Origin of the sequence: Lysinibacillus parviboronicapiens, assembly GCF_003049575.1 — a bacterium.
GTDB lineage: Bacteria > Bacillota > Bacilli > Bacillales_A > Planococcaceae > Lysinibacillus > Lysinibacillus parviboronicapiens.
Window position 1 is genome coordinate 76,474 of sequence record NZ_PYWI01000019.1, and the last position, 22,145, is coordinate 98,618.

Sequence of the window (22,145 nt, forward strand, 5' to 3'; positions counted from 1 at the left end):
CTATCTCCATATAAGATAAAAATCCGCTATTCCTTCCTCGTAGCTCACTATTTCAATTGTGGACCAGCCCCCAAATTGTAATTCGAATGTGAGTGCAACATGAATAAGCGGTCTAAATAATTTTTTTAATATGGACATTTCTTTAGATTTAATTTATAGTACATTACAACACTAATGCACTAAGATACCAAAAATAAAAGAGAGGAGGCTTCTCTGAGTGTATGTCAATTTAGATAGTGCAACACCAATTTATATCCAAATTGCTGAATGGTTACAGCATGAAATTGTAGCTGATCGTTTACAGACAGACGAGAAAGTATATTCTCAGTATCAACTCGCAGAATTGTTCAATATTAATCCCGCAACTGCTGGCAAAGGACTTACGATTTTATTTGAAGAGCAACTTCTTTATAAGAAACGAGGGCTAGGTATGTTTGTCACGATAGATGCAAAAGAACGAATATTAACAAAACGACGAAACGAGACATTAACGAAAATGGCACAGGAGATAGTAATTGAAGCGAAACGATTACTTGTGTCAGATGAGGAATTACTAATACTTATTCGACAGACACAGGAGGGATTGAAATGAACATTATTAAATGTGAGGAGTTAGCAAAAAACTATGCCAACCACAATGCTTTACACAATCTAACATGTGCTATTGAATCTGAAAAAATTATCGGCATCATTGGGCGTAATGGGGCTGGGAAATCGACATTCCTTAATATTTTAGCGGGTTACATAAAGCCGACAAGTGGTAGTTGTAGCGTATTTAATAAAAATCCATTTAACAATATATTCACTGCAGCCAATACGATTCTAATCGATGACCGTTTAAGCTTTTCTGATTATTTAACACTTGAAGAAATACTTACAATGGGCGCTGATTTTTATCCTAATTGGCAAGGTGAGCTGGCTTATCGTTTACTTGACTATGTTGGATTACCTTTAACCTCAAAACATCAACAATTATCCAAGGGACAAATGGCGACATTCAATCTTATTTATGGTTTAGTAAGTCGCTGTGCACTAACAATTTTAGATGAGCCAATGAATGGAATGGATGAAGCTATTCGCACAGATTTTTACCGAGCTATATTAAAAGAATACATAGCCTTTCCACGTACTTTTTTAATTGCTAGTCATCATCTAGCAGAAATGGAGTCTATTCTAGAGGAAATTTTATTAATTGATGATGGCTCTGTCCTTGCACATGCGCCTGTCGAAGATTTTAAACAACAGCTCATTGTACTTAACGGACCAAGTGATGTGCTAGCGACACTTCTAGCTGATAAAGTAATTTATGCACAAAAGGATATGGCAGGAATGACCTTAGCAGTAGTAGAAGCTAGTAGTCTGGTTATTTCGGAGGATTTGCTACGAACGAATGGCATCACGAAATCACCTCTTACATCAAGTGATGTTTGCATGTATTTAACAAGAAAAAAAGGACGTGATATTGATGCATTCTTTGACTAACTTGTCCCTAAAAACAATTGTAAAAAAACAAGTAAAATGGAAAATAAAATTATATATTTCTTCGCTCAGTTCACTCATCATTTTGCAGAGTATTTTCGGATTTTTATTTTTCAGCTCTGGTAGTGGCTCCTCTGGCTACGGTCAACAAAATTTAGATCTTAACTTTACTATCTATTCTCTTGATATGCACTTATTTCTTTCAGTATTCTGGGCATTTATTAGTGCCATTATTTTTACAACTAGAGCATATCGTATGGATGATTTGTCAGTAATATCAAGTCGTACATCAAGTACTATTGCTAATACGGTTATTATTATGATTTATAGTCTTATTGCTGTATTTATTATGGCATCTACTTTTTATTTACAATTGTTAGCAATATCATTCTTGAAAAATGAGCCATTTATAATAGATAACCTTATCTTCTCACCAACGTTATTCATGATGTGCTTTAGTATCATTTGTTTATTTGGCGCAATTGGTTTACTGTTTGGCAACTGCTTTAAAGGGCCAGTTTTCATTAAATCACTCACTTCTTTTTTTGTAATGTTCGCTGTATTTATACTAATAATTTCACCAGATTCTATCAACCTTAAAGGATTGATAATGTTACCGAATTTTATGATGAGCGTCTGTTATTTAAGTGTGGCTGCAATATCCTTTAGCCTCGCTATTTGGATAGCCAATAAATCGGAGGTGTCTCGTACATGACAGCTATAACAGCCCTTCTATTCATTCCCTTTATACTCATTCTAGTAATTTTTATAATACTAAGGAAATTAAGTAAAAATACGAAAAAATTTTGGACACCTAAGCGTATAATCATTGTGATAGCAGGTTATATCACTCTCGGATTCCTTGCCTTTCTTTATTTTGCTTTCTTTTATGAATCTAAGTTAACAGTATTAGCTAATTCAGAAATAAAGCAGTTAGAGAGCGAATTAAAAAGTTTGCAGCGGTACGATCAAGAATACAATTCTTCTTATTTAACAAAAGACTATATAAAGAATACATGGGAATTTAAGTTTGAAGGAGATTCCTTGCCTGTTTCTATACAAGAGAGGGGAAACGGTTTAAATTTTGATATTAGACTACGTTATAATGATGATATTGAAAAAGGAAAGGCTGTTATTTCCTACTATCAGTTCCCTGTCATTATTGACGGTCTTAATATGGCCGATCAAATACCATTACCGATTGTCTATATGACGCAGGAGCAGCTATTTATCGAGCCTCCCTTAGAAAATAAAGTAAGCTACAATCGTATAAAAGCATCATTAGGGATAGTAGACTTTAATCGAGAGGTAGATCTTGAGCCCTCTATAAGTCTTTTCCATTATTCAAGCGTTCTTCTGATCGACGTAGCGCGTAATACGGAGTTAGAAGACCTACAAGGACGTGTAACCTATATAAGATAAGTTATTTAACAAATAGAGAGGCTGGGATATAACTTTAAATTTTAAGAAAGAAGAGCAAAGGCGTTATTAAATTTTTGCTATCTAAAAATGAAGAAAAATTTAGACGTTCTTCCTTTTGGAATAAATAAAATTTAGAAGAGAGTACTCGTTGATGGTAGCGAAGGCGGCGGCTCCTGGGGATTAGCGTGACGCCTGAGACTACAGGCTCAGACCACGCCCCCGGAAAGCGTCCGCCGTAGCGGACATCAACGCTTACAGCAAAAAAGTGTTAGATCGACATCAGTCAATCTAACACTTTTTCTCTTTTGTCTTAGCCTCTTTTATTTTGTACTAAATTTTGATTTCATAGCACCGATAACTGCTGGTACAACAGAGATAATAATAATTAAAATAAGTACTACTGAGAAATTGTCTTTAATAATTGGAATATTACCAAAGAAATAACCAAGTAATGTACAGCTGAATACCCATAGTAATGCACCTACAATATTATAAAATAAAAAGTAGCTATAATGCATCTTACTTGCCCCGGCAACAAATGGAATAAACGTACGAATGAAAGGCATGAAACGCGCAATAACAATTGTTTTTCCACCATGCGTATTAAAGAACTTCTCTGCCGCTTCCATACGTTCTTTTTTGATGATACGGCCCAGGAAGCTCTTAGGAGGAATGGACGTCCCTACTTTATGACCAATATGATAGTTCATCGTATCCCCTAAAATAGCCGCTGCTAAAAATACGGGAATTAATATCCACAAATCAAACGCGCCCATCGCAGCTGTTAATGTACCACTAGCAAATAGTAATGAATCACCCGGTAAGAATGGGAAAATCACAACGCCTGTTTCTACAAAAACTATGGCAAATAAAATGAGGTAACTCCAATTACCAAAATCACGAATGATTTCTTCTAAATGCACATCAATATGCATAATAAAGCTAATTAACTCTTGAACGAGTCCTATCATTTTTTGTATGCTCTCTTTCGATTAAATTTTACTTAAAAGCTTTGACGCTGCTATACATCAAAGGGTTCCTATTTTTCTTAAGATGATTACACCGCTATTTGTGTTACTACTCCCCTCACTATATGACATGCTCTTTTAAAGTATGTAGAAGTTTTGCACATGACTGATTTTATCATTACAGTCCTAGGCGCTCAACTAATTTAATAGGCACTTTCGGAGTTAATTTTCACTTTATGTCTTTTACGACATAAAAAAAAGAGCTATCAAAAAGCCCTTTGTCATTTCTCTGCCTTGTTTAAACTATTAAAATTTTTATATAAAACAATTTGCTCATTTTTCGAAAGCAATTCGCAAGCCCCTCAGTTGCTACAGCAACTGTGAGGTCCTGCTCGACTCGCTGTCCTGCAATACTTACAATTTATACTTTCTCTTTTAACGAGCGACGTAAAATTTTACCTGTTGTATTTTTCGGTAGCTCTTCCATAATTTCAATTACTTTCGGCACTTTATATTTCACCATATGCTTTGTGCAGTACGCTAAAAGATCGTCTGACGTAGATGCTGCTACTTCCTTCAAAACAACATATGCATGAACAGCCTCACCAAAGTTAGGGTCTGGGAAACCGACAACCGCTGCCTCAACTATATTATTATGTGCAAAAAGCACTTCCTCTACTTCTCTAGGATAAACATTAAAGCCACCAACAATAATCATATCCTTTTTCCGATCGACGATATAGAAATAGCCTTCTTCGTCAACCTTCGCTAAATCACCTGTGTATAGCCAACCATCACGAATGGCCATAGCTGTTTCTTCCGGCATTTTGTAATAGCCCTTCATTACATTTGGTCCACGAACGATTAGCTCCCCTACTTCGCCAACAGGTACCTCTTGTCCATTGGTGTCGACAACTCTATTTTTAACGTTATTAATAGATGTACCTATTGAACCTGCTTTTCGATCACGGTCTAAAGGATTGAAACATGTTACAGGTGAGGCTTCTGATAAGCCATACCCCTCTGATACACGTACACTGAATTTCTCCTCGAAATTATGTAATAGTGCAACAGGTAAAGATGCGCCACCTGAAATAGCCAAACGAATTGTTGAAAAATCTTCTGGATTGCCCTCAGGTAATTGATACAAGAAATTATACATGGTAGGTACTCCCGCAAAAACAGTAGCTTGTTGTTGTTTTGCTAATGCAAAGATTTCAATTGGGCTAAAGCGTGGTACTAGCAATACCGTTGCACCACTAATCAATGGTGCATTTACAACAACTGTTAACGCAAAGACATGGAAGACTGGTAATGTTGCAATAATACGATCATCTGCTTTATAGCCTAAATAATCTGCTACATCACGTGCATTCGAGTAGACATTTCCATGTGTTAACATCGCACCTTTTGGACTGCCTGTTGTACCTGATGTGTATAAAATAATGGCGTTTTCATCCTCCGCTACTTCTACGGGTTCCAAAGAGCCTGTGGCAGTGGCAATCACTTGCGTAAATAGATGTGTTTTAGCTTGTGCAGCATCTGATAAAGCAGCTACCTTTTCAGCAGCATCTACAGCTGTCTCACAAATTATAAATACCTCTACTTGAGGTAAAGCTTGTACACCCGCTTCAACTAATGGAAGTAATGCATCGAGTGCAATAACAGCCTTTACATCACCATTACGCAAAATATATGAAATTTCATCTGGCGTGTAAATTGGATTCACGGGAATTGCCGTTGCCCCTATACTCATCGTGGCATATAGAGCAATTAAATAATGTGGCGTATTGCCGAGTAAAAACGCCACATGATCCCCTTTTTGTACACCTAAATCCTGTAACCCCTGTGCAAAGCGACTAATTGTGTTTTCAAACTCGCCATAAGACGTATCTTTCCCCATAAAATGATACGCGACTTTTTCTGGCTGTTCTTTTGCTTGTTGACGAACACATGAAACTAAATTCAATTACACCATCCCCTTATCGTATAAAATGAATCGTTATTCATTAATATTATATAAGAAATATATCTAAAAGACAATGAATCTTTTTATTTCATGTCATAATTTGCGTTAAAAAAATCATTTTTCTCTCTTTTGGGTATCTTTTTTAAGAACGAATATGTGAGATGTAACGCCAACGAATTAAATAGAAATAAATAACTTGAATTAAGACAAAAAAACCGAATGCAAAGAAAACTTCTTTAACAATCGAAATATTGGCAATGTCCTTCAGTATGCTCTGAACCATAAGGAAAGCAAAAGCACTGTGCATCATTGCCACACCCCATGGCAGGAAAAATTGGGGGAATAAATGACGATTGACAAGTTTTTTCAGCTCTGTATCCGTTAAGCCCATTCGCTTTAACACATCAAATTTACGCTTCTCACGTTCAAGGGAAGTATGCAATTTAAAGTAAACAAAGCTACCTGCCGCGAGTAGAAATACCGTTGCCACTAAGACACCTACCAAAGTAAATAATGAGTAAGTAGCTAGTATATAAGAATAATTTAATCCTGCATTTTCGAAATAAAATGGGCTATGTTTATCTTTCTTAATAAAATATTCGTTTGTAGTTAAATCATCGATGTCCTTTCCTATTTCTTTCGTTTCCATCCATTGGGGAATATAAAACGTAAATAGATGATAGCTTGGCTGTACAATATCTTCATCTGCAACAGGCTTAATCAGATTTACAAAATCCTCATCGCTAATGACAATCGAATTTACGCTTACTATTGAGCCAGGAAAAACAATTTCAGGGTAGACACTATCAATGGTTAAAGAAATTGAGTTCTCTTCTAGTACTGTATGGACCACTTTATTTTTAAGTTTTTTCAGAGAATCCTCCGAATAAGGTATGAAGACTGCTTCACCCGAAGCTAGATTAAGCATCGGATAACTAAATGAAGTAAGCAAAGCATTCATATCTGATTCGCGGAATACTTCGACCTCATTATGTGTATAAGAAGAGGTTTGCTTGACAACTACAAAACGAGATAAATGATAAGATAGGCCCTTGTCCTCTAATTGTAGTCGAAGAGAATTAATATGCTTACCTTCATACGGATTATCTACATCGCCCTTATAAATAAGGCCGAGTGGATTTAAACGATCATACTGTGTCGTATATGAGGACATTGTAGCTAATACCCCCACAGATAAAAACGCCATTGTGGACACCATCGTCACAACAAAGAACATCTTTACATTGTCCATCATAACGTGTGTCTGTTCTGCCAGTGACAAAAGGCGATAACGTTGCCAATGAAATTTACGTTTGCCACGTGCTAAATCTAAAAAGAATGGTACTGAATCACTAAAAAAATAATACGTCCCAAAAGTTGCAGAGAACGGTATTAATAATGTTAAGCCAATCATTGACGTATGCGAGACTATAAATGCCAGTACATAGGTCGATAAAATTAACGCTACTCCGTATATCGCACGAACTTGCGAAAAGGTGGAAGTGCTATTTATATAAGCATCTCCTTTGATTAAATCAAGCAATTTTCGCTCTCGTTTAAAATACACACTAATAAAAGAAATAACGACAAAGGCACTTGTAAAAACGCCAATCGTTAGTAAAAATGGCTCCCACGATACATAGAGTGGTAATTGCTCCAAATGCAAAATTTCACGCACAATCATGAAAAAAAACTTTGAAAATGAAAAGCCAAAAATAATGCCCACGATAATTGAGCCTGAACCAATTATCATTGTCTCCAAAAAAATCAGCTTATTCATCTGGCGTTTTTCCATACCTAGGTGTAATAAAATAGCAAACTCATGTGATCTTGCCTCTAAAAAGGCACTCATGGAATAATATAAAAAGAATAACGTAAAGAGGACGAGGACGATTTCCGCACCAACCATCCCTATTAGCGATACTTCTCCTAAGATGCCTCGCTCAATATCTGGATGAAACATAAGCATTGAATAGATAAAAAATACGGCTACTGAAAAAAAGCTTGCCATAAAAAAGGCACCGTAAATACGGCTGTTCCGCACGACATTACGGTAAGCGAATTGTCGAAAGGTCACCTACTTGCCCTCCTCCTAGTAAGCTCAATACATTTAAAATTCGTTGGAAAAACATTTGACGGCGATCATCCTTATAAATTTCGTTGAAAAACTCTCCGTCCTTTATGAATAACACGCGATCACAATAACTTGCTGCAATTGGGTCATGTGTCACCATTACAATCGTTGTTTGTTTTTCCTTATTAATCTTCGTTAATAGTTCTAGTACATCGCGAGAAGAGTTAGAATCTAAATTCCCCGTTGGCTCATCTGCTAATATGAGGCTCGGATTGTGGATAAGTGCACGGCCAATAGCTGTTCTCTGTGCCTGCCCTCCTGATATTTCATTCGGTCGTTTATGCAGGAAAGAAGTTAAATCCAACTTGTCCACAATACTTGCAAGTCGCTCTTCCATTACCTCTAGTGGTTGCTGATCAAGTGTTAACGGTAACACAATATTTTCTTCCACAGTCAGCATATGCAATAGATTAAAGTCTTGAAAAATAAATCCAAGTTGACGTCGTCTAAAGTAGGCAAGTTCGGTTGCATTTAACTTATGGGGATTCATACTGTCTAAAATTATCTCTCCGCTTGTCGGTTCATCAATAGTAGAGATAATATTTAATAATGTGGTTTTCCCACTTCCAGATGGACCCATGACGGCCAAAAATTCGCCGTTCTCCACTTCAAAGCTTAATTGATTTAGCGCACGATGAGTTACCTTCCCCTCATACACCTTTGTAACATCTTTTATTTGTAAAATAGGCATACCTTATTCACCTTATTTCTTGATTAATTCCATAGACTCCGGTAATTGCCATGGCAATACAACCTCAAAGCCGATAAGAAAATGCGGCTCTGTCACTAATTTTGGCTTGTGATCGTCCTCTTCGATTAGACTAAAACAATGCGCTCCAATAACTATATCCCATGCTTCAAGTTCACCAGCAATGATTTCACCACAGATTGTATAATGACCGCTGTACATCACTTGTTCTCCCTCTACTGGGAAGGCATTCATAGCACTTGGCTTATGTAAATCTAGCCCAAGCACATCACCAAAATGTAACACCTTATCATCAAGTAAAAGACTTGCCTTGCAAAAATTTTCATAATACTGACCAGCACAAACTTCTGTGAAGTCCTCATATATAGCCGCTGTCTTTTCTACTTCAATATTTAATAACCAATCTTCAATACGAACTTCTTTCATTCTCGCTCCCCCTAATTCGTAAATGTCACTGTAATAACCGTACCTTTTCCTACTTCGGACGTAATGTCTAGTTCATGGCCGAGCTTTTCGCATATTTCATTGGCTAAATATAAGCCCATCCCTGTCGATTCCCCAGTCTTACGTCCGTTTTCGCCAGTAAAAAAGGCCTTTGTCACACGAGAAAGATCGGAAGCAGGAATACCAATGCCCTCATCACAGATTGCTAGCTGAATGTATTCATCTTTTTTAATGGCAGAAATCACTATTTTTTTATTCGCTTCAAATGTATATTTCACCGCGTTTGTGACGAATTGTCCGATAATAAAACGTAGCCATTTAGAATCGCTTGCTACGATGATGTCATCCTCAATATGAATTTCAGGAAAAACTCGTTTCGTAATAAATAAACGTTTATTTTCATTAACAGTTGCAGTCACAATTGATTTTAACGCAATCTGTTCTACTTGCATGTCTTCTTCAAAGTTCTCCAATCGAGCATTGACTAGTACCATGTCTAAGCCTCTGCGCAAGCGATCAATTTCCTCCTGCACATTCTTTTTGTCAAGTGGGCGTTCATCCTGCAATAACAATTCAATAACAGAAATGGGCGTTTTCATTTGATGCACCCATTGGTTCATAAACTGATCATGTCGCTTTTGACTGGCATACAAAGAATGAAGTTCATGTTGATACAGTCGATAAAGTTCATGCATATATTTTTCTGTCTGCATAGCCTCAGGTGTTTTTGCATTTTTCTGCAGCCCATCTTCCATCGTTTTTGGGAGCTGCGAAATTTTCATTAAGTAACTTTGACGCATTAAATAGCGAACAAGTAGAAATGAGCACAACAACACCAAACTAATACTGACTGAGTAAATAGCAGTATCGACATTCCGAAAACCATCTAACCAATACAACACCATGATAAAACCCACTAATAGGAGCTGGAAGATAAAGAATGACGCATAGTCTCGCAAAAATAATTTCCAGCCCATTACAGCTCACCCGCACTTAAAATGAAGCGGTATCCAGCACCACGAACTGTTTCTATCGTAGACGAAATATGATAATCCGCTAACTTTTTACGTACTCGCGTCATATTGACATTCAATGTATTCTCATCTACAAAAGCCTGGTCATCCCAAAGCTCTTCAAGCAGTTGCTCACGTGTTACCACTTTTGGTGCCTGTCCCATTAAAAGCTCTAGAATGATACATTCTTTCTTTTGCAATGGAATTTCTAACTCATTTTTATGCAGCTCCATACGTTCTAAATGTAATACAAGCTGTCCTTGCTTTATTGTTCGTTCTTCTTGTCTAGAAGCATATTCACCATATGTACGGCGCAAATGACTCCGGATTTTAGCCAATACAATTTCATAATTGAATGGCTTCGTAATAAAATCATCGCCCCCATTTTCAAGCGCAAAAATTTGGTCCATTTCGCCAGAACGCGCCGAAATGAAAATGATTGGACAAGTTGTATATTGACGCAACTGGCGACACCAATAGTAGCCGTCATATGCTGGTAAATTTATGTCAAGTAATACCATATGTGGATTAAATGCCTTAAACTCTTCAATGAGATAATCAAATTCTTGGATTGTTTCAACTTCGTATTGATATTTTCTAAGCGTTTCTGCGAGCAACGATGCAATCTTTACATCATCCTCGACAATAAATATCCGATGCTTCTCCATATCCACACTCCTTTCTCTCTATATATTGTACCAAAAAAAGGTTCGGCGACATAATTGCCAACGAACCTTTTTTCTATAGCGCCTGTAAAATGTCAGCTACCTATTTTTAGCTCAGAAAATAATGTACCGCTAGCCTTAAGTTTCTACTCAGAAAAATGATAGCAATCAGCCGCAATAATCATTTAGAAACGAATGGCTCCAGCGCCAGCTATATTTTTGAGATGAAGGCGTTCATCCTCTTACCCTCCAGCTTTTCTTAATAAATTAATTGTAAAAACTCTTCTGTTGTAACACCACCAAAGTATTTCGCAATATCAATATCAGCTAATGCTTCAGCAATTGCAGTACGATCATAGTTTGTACCTACTAAGCGTTGTTCAACATCATTTATATCACCTACACCAAAAAAATCACCAAAAATATGCGCTTCTTCAATAGTGCCGTGATTCACTTCTAAGCGAATATCGATGCCCCCTGTTGGGAAACGATGTGTTTTTTGAATATTAAAGCGTGGAGATTTACCATAATTCCATTCCCATGTTTGATATCGCTCACCTGACAATTTGTGGATATTGACCCAATCTTCTTCTGTCAAGCTGTAATAACGGATATTCTCTTCACCACCAAAGATGGATTTTAAAATTTCTAAGCGGAATTCTTCAACCGTCATCTTCTCTTTTAAAAACTCTGAAATATTAGCTACACGTGAACGAATCGATTTAATGCCCTTTGATTCGATTTTATCTTTTTTAACTTTTAGTGCAGACACCACAGCGTCGATTTCTGTATCAAACATTAATGTTCCATGACTAAACATACGGCCCTTCGTAGAAAACTGTGCGTTTCCAGATACTTTACGTCCTTCCGCTAATATATCATTACGACCCGATAATTCTGAATTGACACCTAGTTTTGCAAGTGCATCTACAACTGGCTGTGTAAATTTTTTATAATTCATAAAGCTATCGCCATCATCTTTTGTAATAAAGCTGAAGTTTAGATTTCCCAAATCATGATACACAGCACCGCCACCTGAAAGACGACGCACAACAATAATGCCATTATCCTCCACGTAATCTGTATTAATTTCTTCAATTGTATTTTGATTCTTACCAATGATGATGGACGGCTGATTTATGTAAAATAACAGCACCGGTTCCTTCTCAACATCCATTGTCTTTAATAAATACTCCTCAATGGCAAGGTTAATGCGTGGATCATGAATCCCTTTATTATCAACGAAAATCATCTCGCGTTTCCTCCTTCACAAAATATCCTTATTTATTTTAACGTAAATTAGGCATTTTGTGTTGACGAAACGCATCTGTTATAATACACTAAGAAATATCAAAACAGTAATAGTACAGATGAACTTAAAGGAGGAGTCCACAATGTTAGAAAACGTAGTTGAATTTTTCAAGAATTTACCCGCAAAACAATGCACGGAATGCGGAGAAAAAATCGAAGAACAAAGCGAATGCTACAGCAACACTTGTGAAAAATGTAACTGCCTATAAGCATTTGCCTATTCTGTGATCGTCATATACGTGCCCCACACGTAATAATAATGACAACTCTCATCATATTTTTGATGAACCCTTAATTAAATCTCTTACACTTACGAAACAGCGACTGATACGCTCATATCAGTCGCTGTTTTTTGTTGTTGCCTACCTCAACTTCTCTAAGCTGAGACAGTTTACGAATACCCAAGTGGAACGACACTATGTCCGAGCGGTACTCAACGATTACCCGAACGATACCTCACTCCACCTGAGTAATAATCTCACACCACCCTGATACTCCACAGCATCGCCCGTCAGCCATAAAAAAAAGCACTCACCATAGTTTTGGTGAGTGCAAAAACTTTATTATTAATTCTCTTCGGCTACTTTTGAGTAACGTTTTGTGTGTAATAACATGAAATAACCGAAAGTAATAGCTAAGAATACAGCCATGTATCCAAACAACATACCATAGTTTTGCCATAAGTAAGACATATCACCTGTGGATATACTTGCTTTAAATGCTTGAACAGAGTAAGTCATTGGTAGTAATTTATTGAATACTTGTAATGGTTCTGGAATCAATTCAAGTGGGAATGTACCTGCACTTGTTGTTAGTTGTAAAATTAATACAACAATTGCCATGAAACGTCCTGGATCACCGAAAATGGAAACAAGCATTTGAATTAACCCTAGGTAAACATAGCTTGTTAATAGCGCTGAGAGTACGAAATATCCTAAATTTTGTACTTCCAGACCTAAGCCCCATTTTACAATACCAACCGTTAATAAAGATTGAATCAATCCAACAACAGCTAATACAGTCACTTTACTTGTAAACCAAGATGCACCGTTTTTCGGACGAATTGCTGGTTCAACAAGTGGGAAAACAATTGAAATTAGTAATGCACCAACGAATAAGCCGAGTGAGATAAAGTAAGGTGAGAAACCTGTACCATAGTTTGGTACATGGTTAACAGATTCTTTATCAACTTCTACTGGATTACCAACCATATCATATGTGTCGTCATTAGCGTGTACCTCATTTGCTTTTTCACTTGCTTCGCCTAACTTACTTGTTAATGTTGCTGTGCCATCTGCTAGTTCAGTAGAGCCTTCTGCTAGTGTCGAAGAACCATCTGCTAATTCACCAGATTTGGACGCAAGCGTTGTTGTACCTTCGTTTAATGTTGTTGTTCCAGTTGCTAATTCGTTTAAACCAGATGCTAATGTTTTGGATCCAGCTACAGCTGTATTTACACCAGCATTTAATTCACCTAGTTTAGCGGCAAGTGTTGCGTTACCAGCCTGTAAATTTTTGGCACCATCAACTAATGCATTACTTTTTGCTGATAATGAATTGGCACCTGCTAAGACATCTGCTTGACCTGCTGCAATTTGTGTTGCACCAGAATTTACTTGGTTCGCACCTGCCTGTAATTTTTCTGTACCGCTTGCTAAAGAATTTAAGCCGTTATGCACACTTGCACTTCCTGCTTGTAACTCTGCAAGTGTTTGCTTTAATGCCGCCGCTTGCTCTTCTGGCATTGAAGCAATTGCACTTTGTAATTGCGCTGTTAAAGCACTAATTCCTGCTTCTACTTTTGCTGAGCCATTTGTTAACTGATTAGCTGCACCGTTTAATGTGCCTGCACTTTCAGCAACAGAAGCTGCACCAGCTATAATTTGTTGTTGTTTTTCATTTAACGTTGTAAGACCTGCTTCTACCTTAGCTACACCTTGTGTATATTGAGATAGGCCTTGTTCAAGATTTGTTGCACCTGTTGCTGCTTGTTGTGCACCTTTTTGCAGCTGGACTGTACCATCTTGTAATTTCACAAGACCAGTTGATAATTCAGTAGCCCCAGTTGCCGCTTGACCAGCACCTTTAGTTATTTTGTCAGTACCATTGGAAAGTTCGATTGTACTTGATGCTAGTTGCTCCAGATAGCCTTTTAAATCTTTGGCACCATTCGCTACTTTTTTCGCACCTTCATCTAACTTAATGGAACCATCAGCTGCTTCTGTAAAGCCATCACCTAAAGTTGCAATAGAATCAAATAATTTTTCTGCATATGTAGCAGAAACTTGTGAATTTACTTCCGCACGTACACGATCCATTGCTGTTTCACCAATTTGTGCACCAAGGAAGTTTAAACCTTCATTCGGAATATAATTGATTACTAATTTAGATGGTTTGTCGTCTAATAATGTTGTTGCATGATCAGAAAAATTTGTTGGGATTTCAAGGATCATGTAATAGTCACGACCATTTAAACCCTTTTCAGCCTCTTCTTTTGACACTTCGATAAAGTTAAACTGCTCACTATCGACAAGCTTATCGACCAAGGTATCCCCCAAATCTAATTTAACTCCATCCATTTCCGCACCAGTGTCTTCATTGACAATCGCTACTGGTAAATTTGGTAAGCCCGCATACGGGTCCCAAAACGCCCATAAAAACATTCCTGCGTACATGACAGGGATGAATAGTACAGCGATAATCGAAACAAGCATTTTTCTTGTTTTAAAGATTTTCAGCCATTCAGCTTTAATCATACTTTTTCTCACTCCTATACATTTCGACCGAAAACGTCATTTGGTCAATTTCCTGCAAAAAAAATCTCAAACCTCACAGTTTGCAAAATTTGTAGATTCTTTCTTAAAGAATTAGTCCTCGAAAGATTGTTTCCTTAAAAAGATTCAGTATCTTTTCCTCCGGTATTTTGTCGTCATGTAACTCATGCCAGTCGACAATAAACGCCAAATACGCCTTGAACAACAAATAGCTTACTAATTCAGCATCACAATCTCGTATCTCCCCTTTATCAATACGTTTTTGAATTAAAGCTGCTACGTACGATAATATTTCAGTTTCGATGCGAATTAACACTTGTTTAACTGCTGGGGTGCGTAATTCCTTCTCTTCCTCTATTAACTTCGCAAATAAAAGATGTTTTTCGCGGAACTGAAGCATTTTCATTAAAGCATTATGCGCATTGTCCATAAAGCTTACTGATGAATCCAACACCGCATCCGCTTCTGCCTTCATCTCTTGTACAAGTGACATAGCGATCTCTTGAAATAAGATTTCTTTATTTGCAAAGAATGTGTAAATTGTTCCTTTACCGACATTGGCAATTTTCGCTACTTGCTCCATTGTTGTTGCTTTATAGCCAAACAACGTAAAAGATTTTGCAGCGGCTTCAAGAATTTCCTGCCTACGATCCATTTGCGACATCCTTTCCTGTTGGGTTCTGTACATCTTTTGTACACGGAAATTAAAGTGACCAGAAAACCGTTTCGGTCATCTGGTCATTATCATATTCCTATTTTAAAAATAATGCAAGCATTTAATGATGATTTTTTTCATCTTTTTCGTCTTCACCTTGCTGTGCATCTCCCGATGTACCATTACCATGTTCCATCATATTTGTATCTGCTTTTTCATCTTCCGGTAGTATTTGTGTCATATCAGGTGTGCCAGCAGTAATTTGTTGCTTAGGCATATTATGAATGCCATTAGCAGTTGTATGTGCAAACATATAATATACACTGTCATGGTCAAATGTTATTGTTGCCTTGTAGACGCCATCTTTGTCTAACGTCCCATCAATCATTTGCCCTTCATCACGTTTACCTGATTCCCAAACTTCAAATTCTACTATTGCATCATCAATATTTTCTCCGCCTTGTTCAACATGAGCTGCCAGCTCAATTGGTTCATTTATAGCAACTTCTTTGGGCGTTAAAATATCAACTTTCAACATTTCAGGCATTTCGGGTTCTGGTAAAGCTGCTGGCTCTTTCTTGTCCCCACACCCCACTAGTAATGCTGTTACAGCAATACATGCAAATAACCATTTCTTCATCTTCTATTCCTCCATTAATGGTATCGTAATTTTGACATTTGTACCCTTCTCTACTTCACTTTCAATCTCTATTTTCCCAAGCAATTGCTTTAACAATTGTTCGACAATTGATAAGCCTAATCCACTGCCACCATCCGCACGACTTCGTGCTTTATTCACACGATAAAAACGCTCAGTGACATGTGATAAATCTGCCTGTGGAATGCCAATACCATAGTCTTTGATTGTAATGTGAGCGAATTCATTATTTTCAATTGCTGTGATTTCAACTTTCGATTGCTCATGCGAATAATTGATAGCATTTTCAATAATATTTATAAAAATTTGCTTAAGTTTCACTTCATCTGCTTTGACTATCAACGAATCATCCGCAGTAAGTTGTAGTGTTATATCCTTTTTCTGTGCTTGATGCATCAAAATTTGCTGTACTTCACGTAAAGTTTCTGTTAGAGGGATTGGATATAATATAATTTCTTTTTGTTCATTTTCCATTCGTGCAAGCTGCAGAAGTTCATTTGTTAAACGTTCCATACGATTTGCCTCACGCACGATAAGTTGAATTGTTTCTTCTTTTTGCGTGTCTGAAATAATTCCATCCTGCATCGCTTCACTATATCCTTTTACATAACTAATTGGTGTACGTAATTCATGTGAAACGGTTGCTAAAAAAGACTTTTGCACCTCATCCTCGCGCTGTATTGCCTCGGCCATATCATTAAATGTACTTGATAGTTTCCCAATTTCATCACTTGAATTAACCGGTACCCTAGTTTCATAATTACCGTACGACATCTGTTCGACAGCTGTTTGCAGTTCATTTAATGGACGCATAATATGTCGTAAGCCTTTATAAACAAAAAAGCTGATAACAATTAGAAAGAAAAAGGCGCTGACAAATAGTAGAATTACCTCTTGACTGGCCAGTTCACTAATTTTTGCTAATGGAAAATAAATATAAATAATGCCCTCTAATCTATTTTGATCCACTAGGGGTAAAACAACTGAAATAAGTTGCCGATCAAACCGTGGCTCATAACCAATCTTTTGCACATACTCGCCTGCTAATAATTGTTGACGTTCCTCTGCACCAATCAGTGTTTCATAATCAATATCAAACGGTACACAAGCACTAAGCTCCCGGGGGTTCCGCACTGCAAAAATATTCAAATTAGAATAATCATTGTAATGCTCGATAGCTGCAATAAATTCATCTGTTACCTTACCACTTGTATACATTGTTTGTAATTTGGTCCCTACTTCAATCATCGTACTTTCCGTGTCTTCCACATATAGCTGCTCATACAAAAAATCTGTTAGAACATACATAAAAACAACTGTAATGATTAAAAATGCAAAAATTAATAACCAAATGCGTGTAGAAATCTTTTTCATTCGCCTGGATCAAAACGGTAGCCGACTCCCCAGACGGTTTGAATATGCCCCGCTGCTTCCTTTCCAAGCTTCAAACGTAAGGTTTTAATATGAGTATCAACAGTTCGTGTTCCACCTACATAATCAATATCCCAAATTCGCTCAAGCAATTGCTCCCGTGAATACGCATTTCCTGGATTTTTCATAAACAAATGCAATAATTCAAATTCCTTCAATGTGAGAGGAATAGCCTTGCCATTTACCGATACTTTACGTGCAATTTCATCAAGTTTAATGTATCCAAACATAATATATTTCTGTTGTAAGTCTGCAATATTTGTACCACTTCTTCTCAGCACTGCATGTATTCGGGCCACAAGTTCATCATTGGTAAACGGCTTTACAATATAATCATCGCCACCAAGCGTAAGCCCCTTCACTTTGTCCTCATTCGCATCTCGTGCCGTAAGAAAAATAACTGGAACATCCGACATGGCACGAATACTTTGACAAACAACAAAGCCATCCTCATGTGGCATCATTACATCCAGTAGTACCAAATCGATTTGTTCGCGCACTATAATATCATAAGCTTCTGTACCACTCGCGGCTGTAAATGTCTCAAATTTAGAATTACCTAGCATCATTTCAATCAAATTTTGCATATCTTGCTCATCATCCACTATTAATACGCTAGTCACAATTTTCCCTCCCTCACTAACAGCTGAAATGCACCTTTCCCAACATCAACTGTTTTTTGAACCTGACCCTCTTTAATAAAATATAAAGTGTGGTCGTCATAGCCAGCAACAACAATGTAATCATTAAACTGATTCACGACAAAGGGGTTTGCGCCAACCTCTTGCTGCCATTTCACATTGCCATCAAAATCGGTTACATATAATTCATTGTGTCCATGACTAACAACTAATACATTGTCCTCTGTCTTTGTTAATCCGACAGGCATTAAGGGCATCTCAATTACCCCTTGCACTGCACCGGTCATTAAATCATACCGTTTCACGGAACTGTTTGGCTTACTTCCTTCTCCATGTCCACCAATCCATAGCTCATTTGTTTCTTCAACAATTGCAATTCCATGTGAAGATTTTTCGATTGGCCATTCTTGCTTCACCGATAAATCCTCAATCGCTAACACCGTTAGTTTCGTGTCTTTATAGTTGATCACATATAGCTGGTCTTTATAGGAAGCCATCGACATCGGATAATTACCGAGCTGTGTTGAGGCAAGCTCATTTCCTTCTTTATCAAAGCTTGTCACAGTATTCATTTTGCTATTCGTGATAAAAAACTGGTTTACATTTTTCGCATAATAGACATTTGTCGTACCAATCTTCACCTTTTTTGAATACAGCTTTTTCCCAGTCGATAATGTATAAACATCTATTTTGTCTAGCTGATGACCATATAGTAACACACGATCATCCCCGAGCAATAATGCCCCAGAATAGGCTTTTTCAAATGACCACGTCGTAAAGACATTGCCCTGTTCATCTATAAAATCTAATGACGGTTCTTGTATATTTAATGACGCAATAAAGTCCCTTTCGCGTTCAATTGGATTAAACGATTTTTCCGAACATCCCGCTAGCCATATAATTTGCACTAAAGAAAAAATGAAGAACGCCCATTTTTTCAACGTCATCACCTCTGTCCTTACTATACTTCACAATTGTGAAATCTGCGTGAAACTTGAAAGGTAAATTTATGACAAACTTAACCAGCAGAAACTACAAATTTTTATGTAGAACACTATAGAACAAGCACATATCTAAGCAAAAAATCTAAATTCACATATACTACAAAGATTATTGCAAGGAGGAATCACAAAATGGTGACAATTAGTTTATGTATGATTGTAAAAAATGAGGAAGAGGTCATTGGCAGATGCCTTGAATCGGTAAAGGATTTAGTAGATGAGATTAATATAGTAGACACAGGCTCAACCGACAACACAAAGCAAATTGTTGAACAATACACGGAGCGTATTTTTGATTTTGAATGGATTCAACATTTCGCTGCTGCCCGTAATTATTCATTTCAGCAAGCAACTAAAGAATTCATTCTTTGGTTAGACGCAGACGATGTTTTCACAGAAGAAGATCAAAAAAAATTCAAAGCACTAAAAAACTCTTTTCCCACTGATAGTGATGCCATTTCTATGAACTATAATTTGAGTTTTGATGATCAAGGAAACGTTAGTTCATTATTACGAAGATATCGTTTAGTTAGAAGAGATAAGCAATTTCAATGGATTGGTGCAGTACACGAATATTTAGAAGTTAGCGGAAAACTGTATGATAGCGATGTGGCAGTAAGCCATTTACCGCTCAGTCATGATCACACTCGAAATATTAGTATCTATAAACAACTAGTTCAATCCGGAGAGGCCCTTTCACCACGGGACACTTTCTATTACGCCAATGAATTAATGGATCATCAACATTATGAAGATGCAATATTTTACTATGAGCAATTTCTAACGTCTAAATTGGGTTGGATTGAAGATAATATTCGCGCCTGCTTTAAATTAGCAGATTGTTACACTAATTTAAACGACAAGGAGAATAACCTAACTTCCATTTTGAGAAGCTTTGAATACGACATACCACGTCCAGAAGCGTGCTGTAGATTGGGCTTTCACTTTATGGAGCAATCTAAAAACTACGAAGCAATTTTTTGGTATGAGCAAGCGCTTGTGATTATACAAAAACCTAATGCACCCTTCCAAGAAAAAACCTACACTACTTGGTTACCGCATTTACAACTATGTGTCCTCTATGATCGATTACAACAATACGAACTAGCGAATGCCCACAATGAATTAGCAAGAACCTTCTTACCTAATGACGAGAAAATTTTATATAACAAAAACTATTTTGAGCGTATTTTAGAAAAGGATAGTTAGGAATCTAAACTGTCTTCAAAAATTAATAAACATGAGAAACAATACAAATTACTGATGAGATGGCTTTAGCTTCGCTGAGTCATCTTTTTGATGTGCATCTTGTTATATTTGCATAGCCTAGTTCACTGCTGACCAACATTTGTATAGCTTTTAAAATGACCTTTTCCACTAACATTCTTGATTACTAAATTGTCATCAATGCATAAAGTGCTTCACTATTATCACTTCTGTATCCCATAAATCCCCTTATTTTAAGAGTAATCTTTCAATAATTAGTACTGTTAATCTGCTCTTCCAGCTTTTTCTTGAGAAGTAAGAAAGTAAAGTAACTCTTCCATGATATATATGGAGGTACTAATATCCTTATTTGCATATTTAGAGATAACAAATAGTTAATCATCCATTTCCTCTATCATCTATATGAATACGATATTTGAGAGAGGAGGTGAGAAAATGAAATTTCATGATTTTAATCTAAATAATATTTGTGGCAAATGTCTATCACATCCCTGTTGTTGTAATAATGGGCCAGTTCAAAGATGCCCAATTTGGCCAGTTAAACCTACTGGACCAACAGGAGGAGTTACGGGACCTACTGGCAGTACAGGCTCTACTGGACCTACTGGACCTACTGGACCTACTGGGGCTACTGGGGCTACTGGGGTTACTGGGGTTACTGGGGTTACTGGTACTACAGGTGCTACAGGTGCTACAGGTGCTACAGGTGCTACAGGTGCTACTGGGGTTACTGGCGCTACCGGTGTAACTGGTACTACAGGTACTACAGGTACTACAGGTACTACAGGTACTACAGGTACTACAGGTACTACAGGTACTACAGGTACTACAGGTACTACAGGTACTACAGGTACTACAGGTACTACAGGTGCTACTGGGGTTACTGGTACTACTGGACCTACTGGCGCTACTGGAGCAACTGGTGTTACTGGTACTACTGGCGCTACTGGGGTTACTGGTACTACAGGTGCTACTGGTACTACAGGTGCTACTGGTACTACTGGCGCTACTGGTATTACCGGTCTTGCTGGAGCGACTGGAGCAACTGGTGTTACTGGTGCTACTGGACCTACTGGTGTTACTGGTACTACAGGTACTACTGGTATTACCGGTCTTGCTGGGGCCACTGGGGTTACTGGGGTTACTGGGGTTACTGGGGTTACTGGGGTTACTGGGGTTACTGGACCTACTGGACCTACTGGTGTTACTGGGGCTACTGGACCTACTGGACCTACTGGTGTTACTGGGGCTACTGGTATTACTGGTATTGCCGGTCTTGCTGGCGCTACTGGAGCTACTGGTACTACTGGCGCTACTGGTATTACCGGTCTTGCTGGAGCGACTGGGGCCACTGGTGTTACTGGGGCCACTGGTGTTACTGGGGCTACTGGTACTACAGGTGCTACTGGTATTGCCGGTCTTGCCGGCGCTACTGGAGCCACTGGTGTTACTGGTGCTACTGGACCTACTGGTGAAACAGGGGCTACTGGTATTGCCGGTCTTGCTGGCGCTACTGGGGCCACTGGTACTACAGGTGCTACTGGTATTGCCGGTCTTGCCGGCGCTACTGGAGCCACTGGTGTTACTGGTGCTACTGGACCTACTGGTGAAACAGGGGCTACTGGCTGTCTCTTATACACATCT

The 22,145-nt window shown here is 37.8% G+C and carries 20 protein-coding genes and 1 pseudogene; 7 read left to right on the plus strand and 14 right to left on the minus strand.

Annotated elements, in window-relative coordinates; genetic code table 11:
• The first annotated feature begins 217 nt into the window (after positions 1 to 217).
• From C9J35_RS15995 to C9J35_RS16010, 4 genes are read left to right on the plus strand one after another with little or no spacing between them, the layout of a single operon-like run.
• Positions 218 to 592 (plus strand): GntR family transcriptional regulator, encoded by a 375-nt coding sequence (locus tag C9J35_RS15995; RefSeq protein WP_054767959.1) that lies wholly within the window; start codon positions 218 to 220, stop codon positions 590 to 592.
• Positions 589 to 1,482 carry an ATP-binding cassette domain-containing protein gene (locus tag C9J35_RS16000; protein ID WP_107925274.1) on the plus strand — a complete coding sequence of 298 codons (894 nt, stop codon included), beginning with the start codon at positions 589 to 591 and terminating at the stop codon, positions 1,480 to 1,482. The genes C9J35_RS15995 and C9J35_RS16000 overlap by 4 nt, the downstream gene beginning before the upstream one ends.
• A complete protein-coding gene (locus C9J35_RS16005) occupies positions 1,466 to 2,194 on the plus strand; it encodes a hypothetical protein (protein WP_107925275.1) in 729 nt (242 codons plus the stop codon). Before C9J35_RS16000 ends, C9J35_RS16005 begins: the two co-directional genes overlap by 17 nt.
• A complete protein-coding gene (locus C9J35_RS16010) occupies positions 2,191 to 2,901 on the plus strand; it encodes a hypothetical protein (protein WP_107925276.1) in 711 nt (236 codons plus the stop codon). The genes C9J35_RS16005 and C9J35_RS16010 overlap by 4 nt, the downstream gene beginning before the upstream one ends.
• Before the next feature lie 320 nt (positions 2,902 to 3,221).
• On the opposite strand, the gene C9J35_RS16015 is transcribed toward C9J35_RS16010, so the two are convergent.
• The 8 genes from C9J35_RS16015 to lplA all read right to left on the minus strand — a co-directional run bounded on the left by C9J35_RS16015 (position 3,222) and on the right by lplA (position 12,055).
• A complete protein-coding gene (locus C9J35_RS16015) occupies positions 3,222 to 3,869 on the minus strand; it encodes a VTT domain-containing protein (protein ID WP_438941212.1) in 648 nt (215 codons plus the stop codon).
• A 421-nt stretch (positions 3,870 to 4,290) separates the two neighbouring features.
• The gene (locus C9J35_RS16020; protein ID WP_054767954.1) at positions 4,291 to 5,838 is read right to left on the minus strand and encodes a fatty acid--CoA ligase family protein; all 1,548 of its coding nucleotides are present in this window, start codon (positions 5,836 to 5,838) and stop codon (positions 4,291 to 4,293) included.
• Positions 5,839 to 5,980: 142 nt separating this feature from the next.
• Positions 5,981 to 7,915, minus strand: a complete 1,935-nt coding sequence (locus C9J35_RS16025) for an FtsX-like permease family protein (RefSeq protein WP_107925277.1) — start codon at positions 7,913 to 7,915, stop codon at positions 5,981 to 5,983.
• Positions 7,887 to 8,663, minus strand: a complete 777-nt coding sequence (locus C9J35_RS16030) for an ABC transporter ATP-binding protein (protein ID WP_054767953.1) — start codon at positions 8,661 to 8,663, stop codon at positions 7,887 to 7,889. Before C9J35_RS16030 ends, C9J35_RS16025 begins: the two co-directional genes overlap by 29 nt.
• A gap of 12 nt (positions 8,664 to 8,675) precedes the next feature.
• The gene (locus tag C9J35_RS16035) at positions 8,676 to 9,107 is read right to left on the minus strand and encodes a hypothetical protein (RefSeq protein ID WP_054767952.1); all 432 of its coding nucleotides are present in this window, start codon (positions 9,105 to 9,107) and stop codon (positions 8,676 to 8,678) included.
• A gap of 11 nt (positions 9,108 to 9,118) precedes the next feature.
• Positions 9,119 to 10,102, minus strand: coding sequence for a sensor histidine kinase (locus tag C9J35_RS16040; RefSeq protein ID WP_107925278.1), 984 nt, complete (start codon positions 10,100 to 10,102; stop codon positions 9,119 to 9,121).
• On the minus strand, positions 10,102 to 10,806 hold the full coding sequence (locus C9J35_RS16045) for a response regulator transcription factor (protein ID WP_054768005.1): 705 nt from the start codon (positions 10,804 to 10,806) through the stop codon (positions 10,102 to 10,104). The genes C9J35_RS16040 and C9J35_RS16045 overlap by 1 nt, the downstream gene beginning before the upstream one ends.
• A gap of 256 nt (positions 10,807 to 11,062) precedes the next feature.
• Complete coding sequence (gene lplA, locus C9J35_RS16050; protein ID WP_107925279.1) at positions 11,063 to 12,055, minus strand: lipoate--protein ligase; 993 nt, start codon at positions 12,053 to 12,055, stop codon at positions 11,063 to 11,065.
• A gap of 142 nt (positions 12,056 to 12,197) precedes the next feature.
• Here lplA and yhfH point away from each other — a divergent pair, with 142 nt between their 5' ends.
• Positions 12,198 to 12,323: a protein YhfH gene (gene yhfH, locus C9J35_RS16055; protein WP_069514604.1), complete on the plus strand. Its 126-nt coding sequence runs from the start codon at positions 12,198 to 12,200 to the stop codon at positions 12,321 to 12,323.
• Positions 12,324 to 12,680: 357 nt separating this feature from the next.
• On the opposite strand, the gene C9J35_RS16060 is transcribed toward yhfH, so the two are convergent.
• The 6 genes from C9J35_RS16060 to C9J35_RS16085 form a co-directional block, all read right to left on the minus strand.
• On the minus strand, positions 12,681 to 14,870 hold the full coding sequence (locus tag C9J35_RS16060) for a YhgE/Pip domain-containing protein (RefSeq protein WP_107925280.1): 2,190 nt from the start codon (positions 14,868 to 14,870) through the stop codon (positions 12,681 to 12,683).
• Positions 14,871 to 14,973: 103 nt separating this feature from the next.
• Positions 14,974 to 15,543: a TetR/AcrR family transcriptional regulator gene (locus C9J35_RS16065; protein WP_054768004.1), complete on the minus strand. Its 570-nt coding sequence runs from the start codon at positions 15,541 to 15,543 to the stop codon at positions 14,974 to 14,976.
• A 121-nt stretch (positions 15,544 to 15,664) separates the two neighbouring features.
• The gene (locus C9J35_RS16070) at positions 15,665 to 16,183 is read right to left on the minus strand and encodes a FixH family protein (protein WP_054767951.1); all 519 of its coding nucleotides are present in this window, start codon (positions 16,181 to 16,183) and stop codon (positions 15,665 to 15,667) included.
• 3 nt (positions 16,184 to 16,186) lie between these two features.
• Positions 16,187 to 17,575: a sensor histidine kinase gene (locus C9J35_RS16075; RefSeq protein ID WP_107925281.1), complete on the minus strand. Its 1,389-nt coding sequence runs from the start codon at positions 17,573 to 17,575 to the stop codon at positions 16,187 to 16,189.
• Entirely contained in the window at positions 17,572 to 18,255 is a 684-nt protein-coding gene (locus C9J35_RS16080; RefSeq protein WP_054767950.1) for a response regulator transcription factor, read from the minus strand. Before C9J35_RS16080 ends, C9J35_RS16075 begins: the two co-directional genes overlap by 4 nt.
• Positions 18,252 to 19,214 (minus strand): YncE family protein, encoded by a 963-nt coding sequence (locus tag C9J35_RS16085; RefSeq protein WP_107925282.1) that lies wholly within the window; start codon positions 19,212 to 19,214, stop codon positions 18,252 to 18,254. The genes C9J35_RS16080 and C9J35_RS16085 overlap by 4 nt, the downstream gene beginning before the upstream one ends.
• 192 nt (positions 19,215 to 19,406) lie before the next feature.
• Between C9J35_RS16085 and C9J35_RS16090 the strand changes: the two genes are divergently transcribed.
• Both C9J35_RS16090 and C9J35_RS25175 read left to right on the plus strand, forming a co-directional pair.
• Positions 19,407 to 20,483: a glycosyltransferase family 2 protein gene (locus tag C9J35_RS16090; protein ID WP_107925283.1), complete on the plus strand. Its 1,077-nt coding sequence runs from the start codon at positions 19,407 to 19,409 to the stop codon at positions 20,481 to 20,483.
• A gap of 453 nt (positions 20,484 to 20,936) precedes the next feature.
• Positions 20,937 to 22,145: pseudogene (locus C9J35_RS25175) on the plus strand (collagen-like protein); the annotation flags it as partial.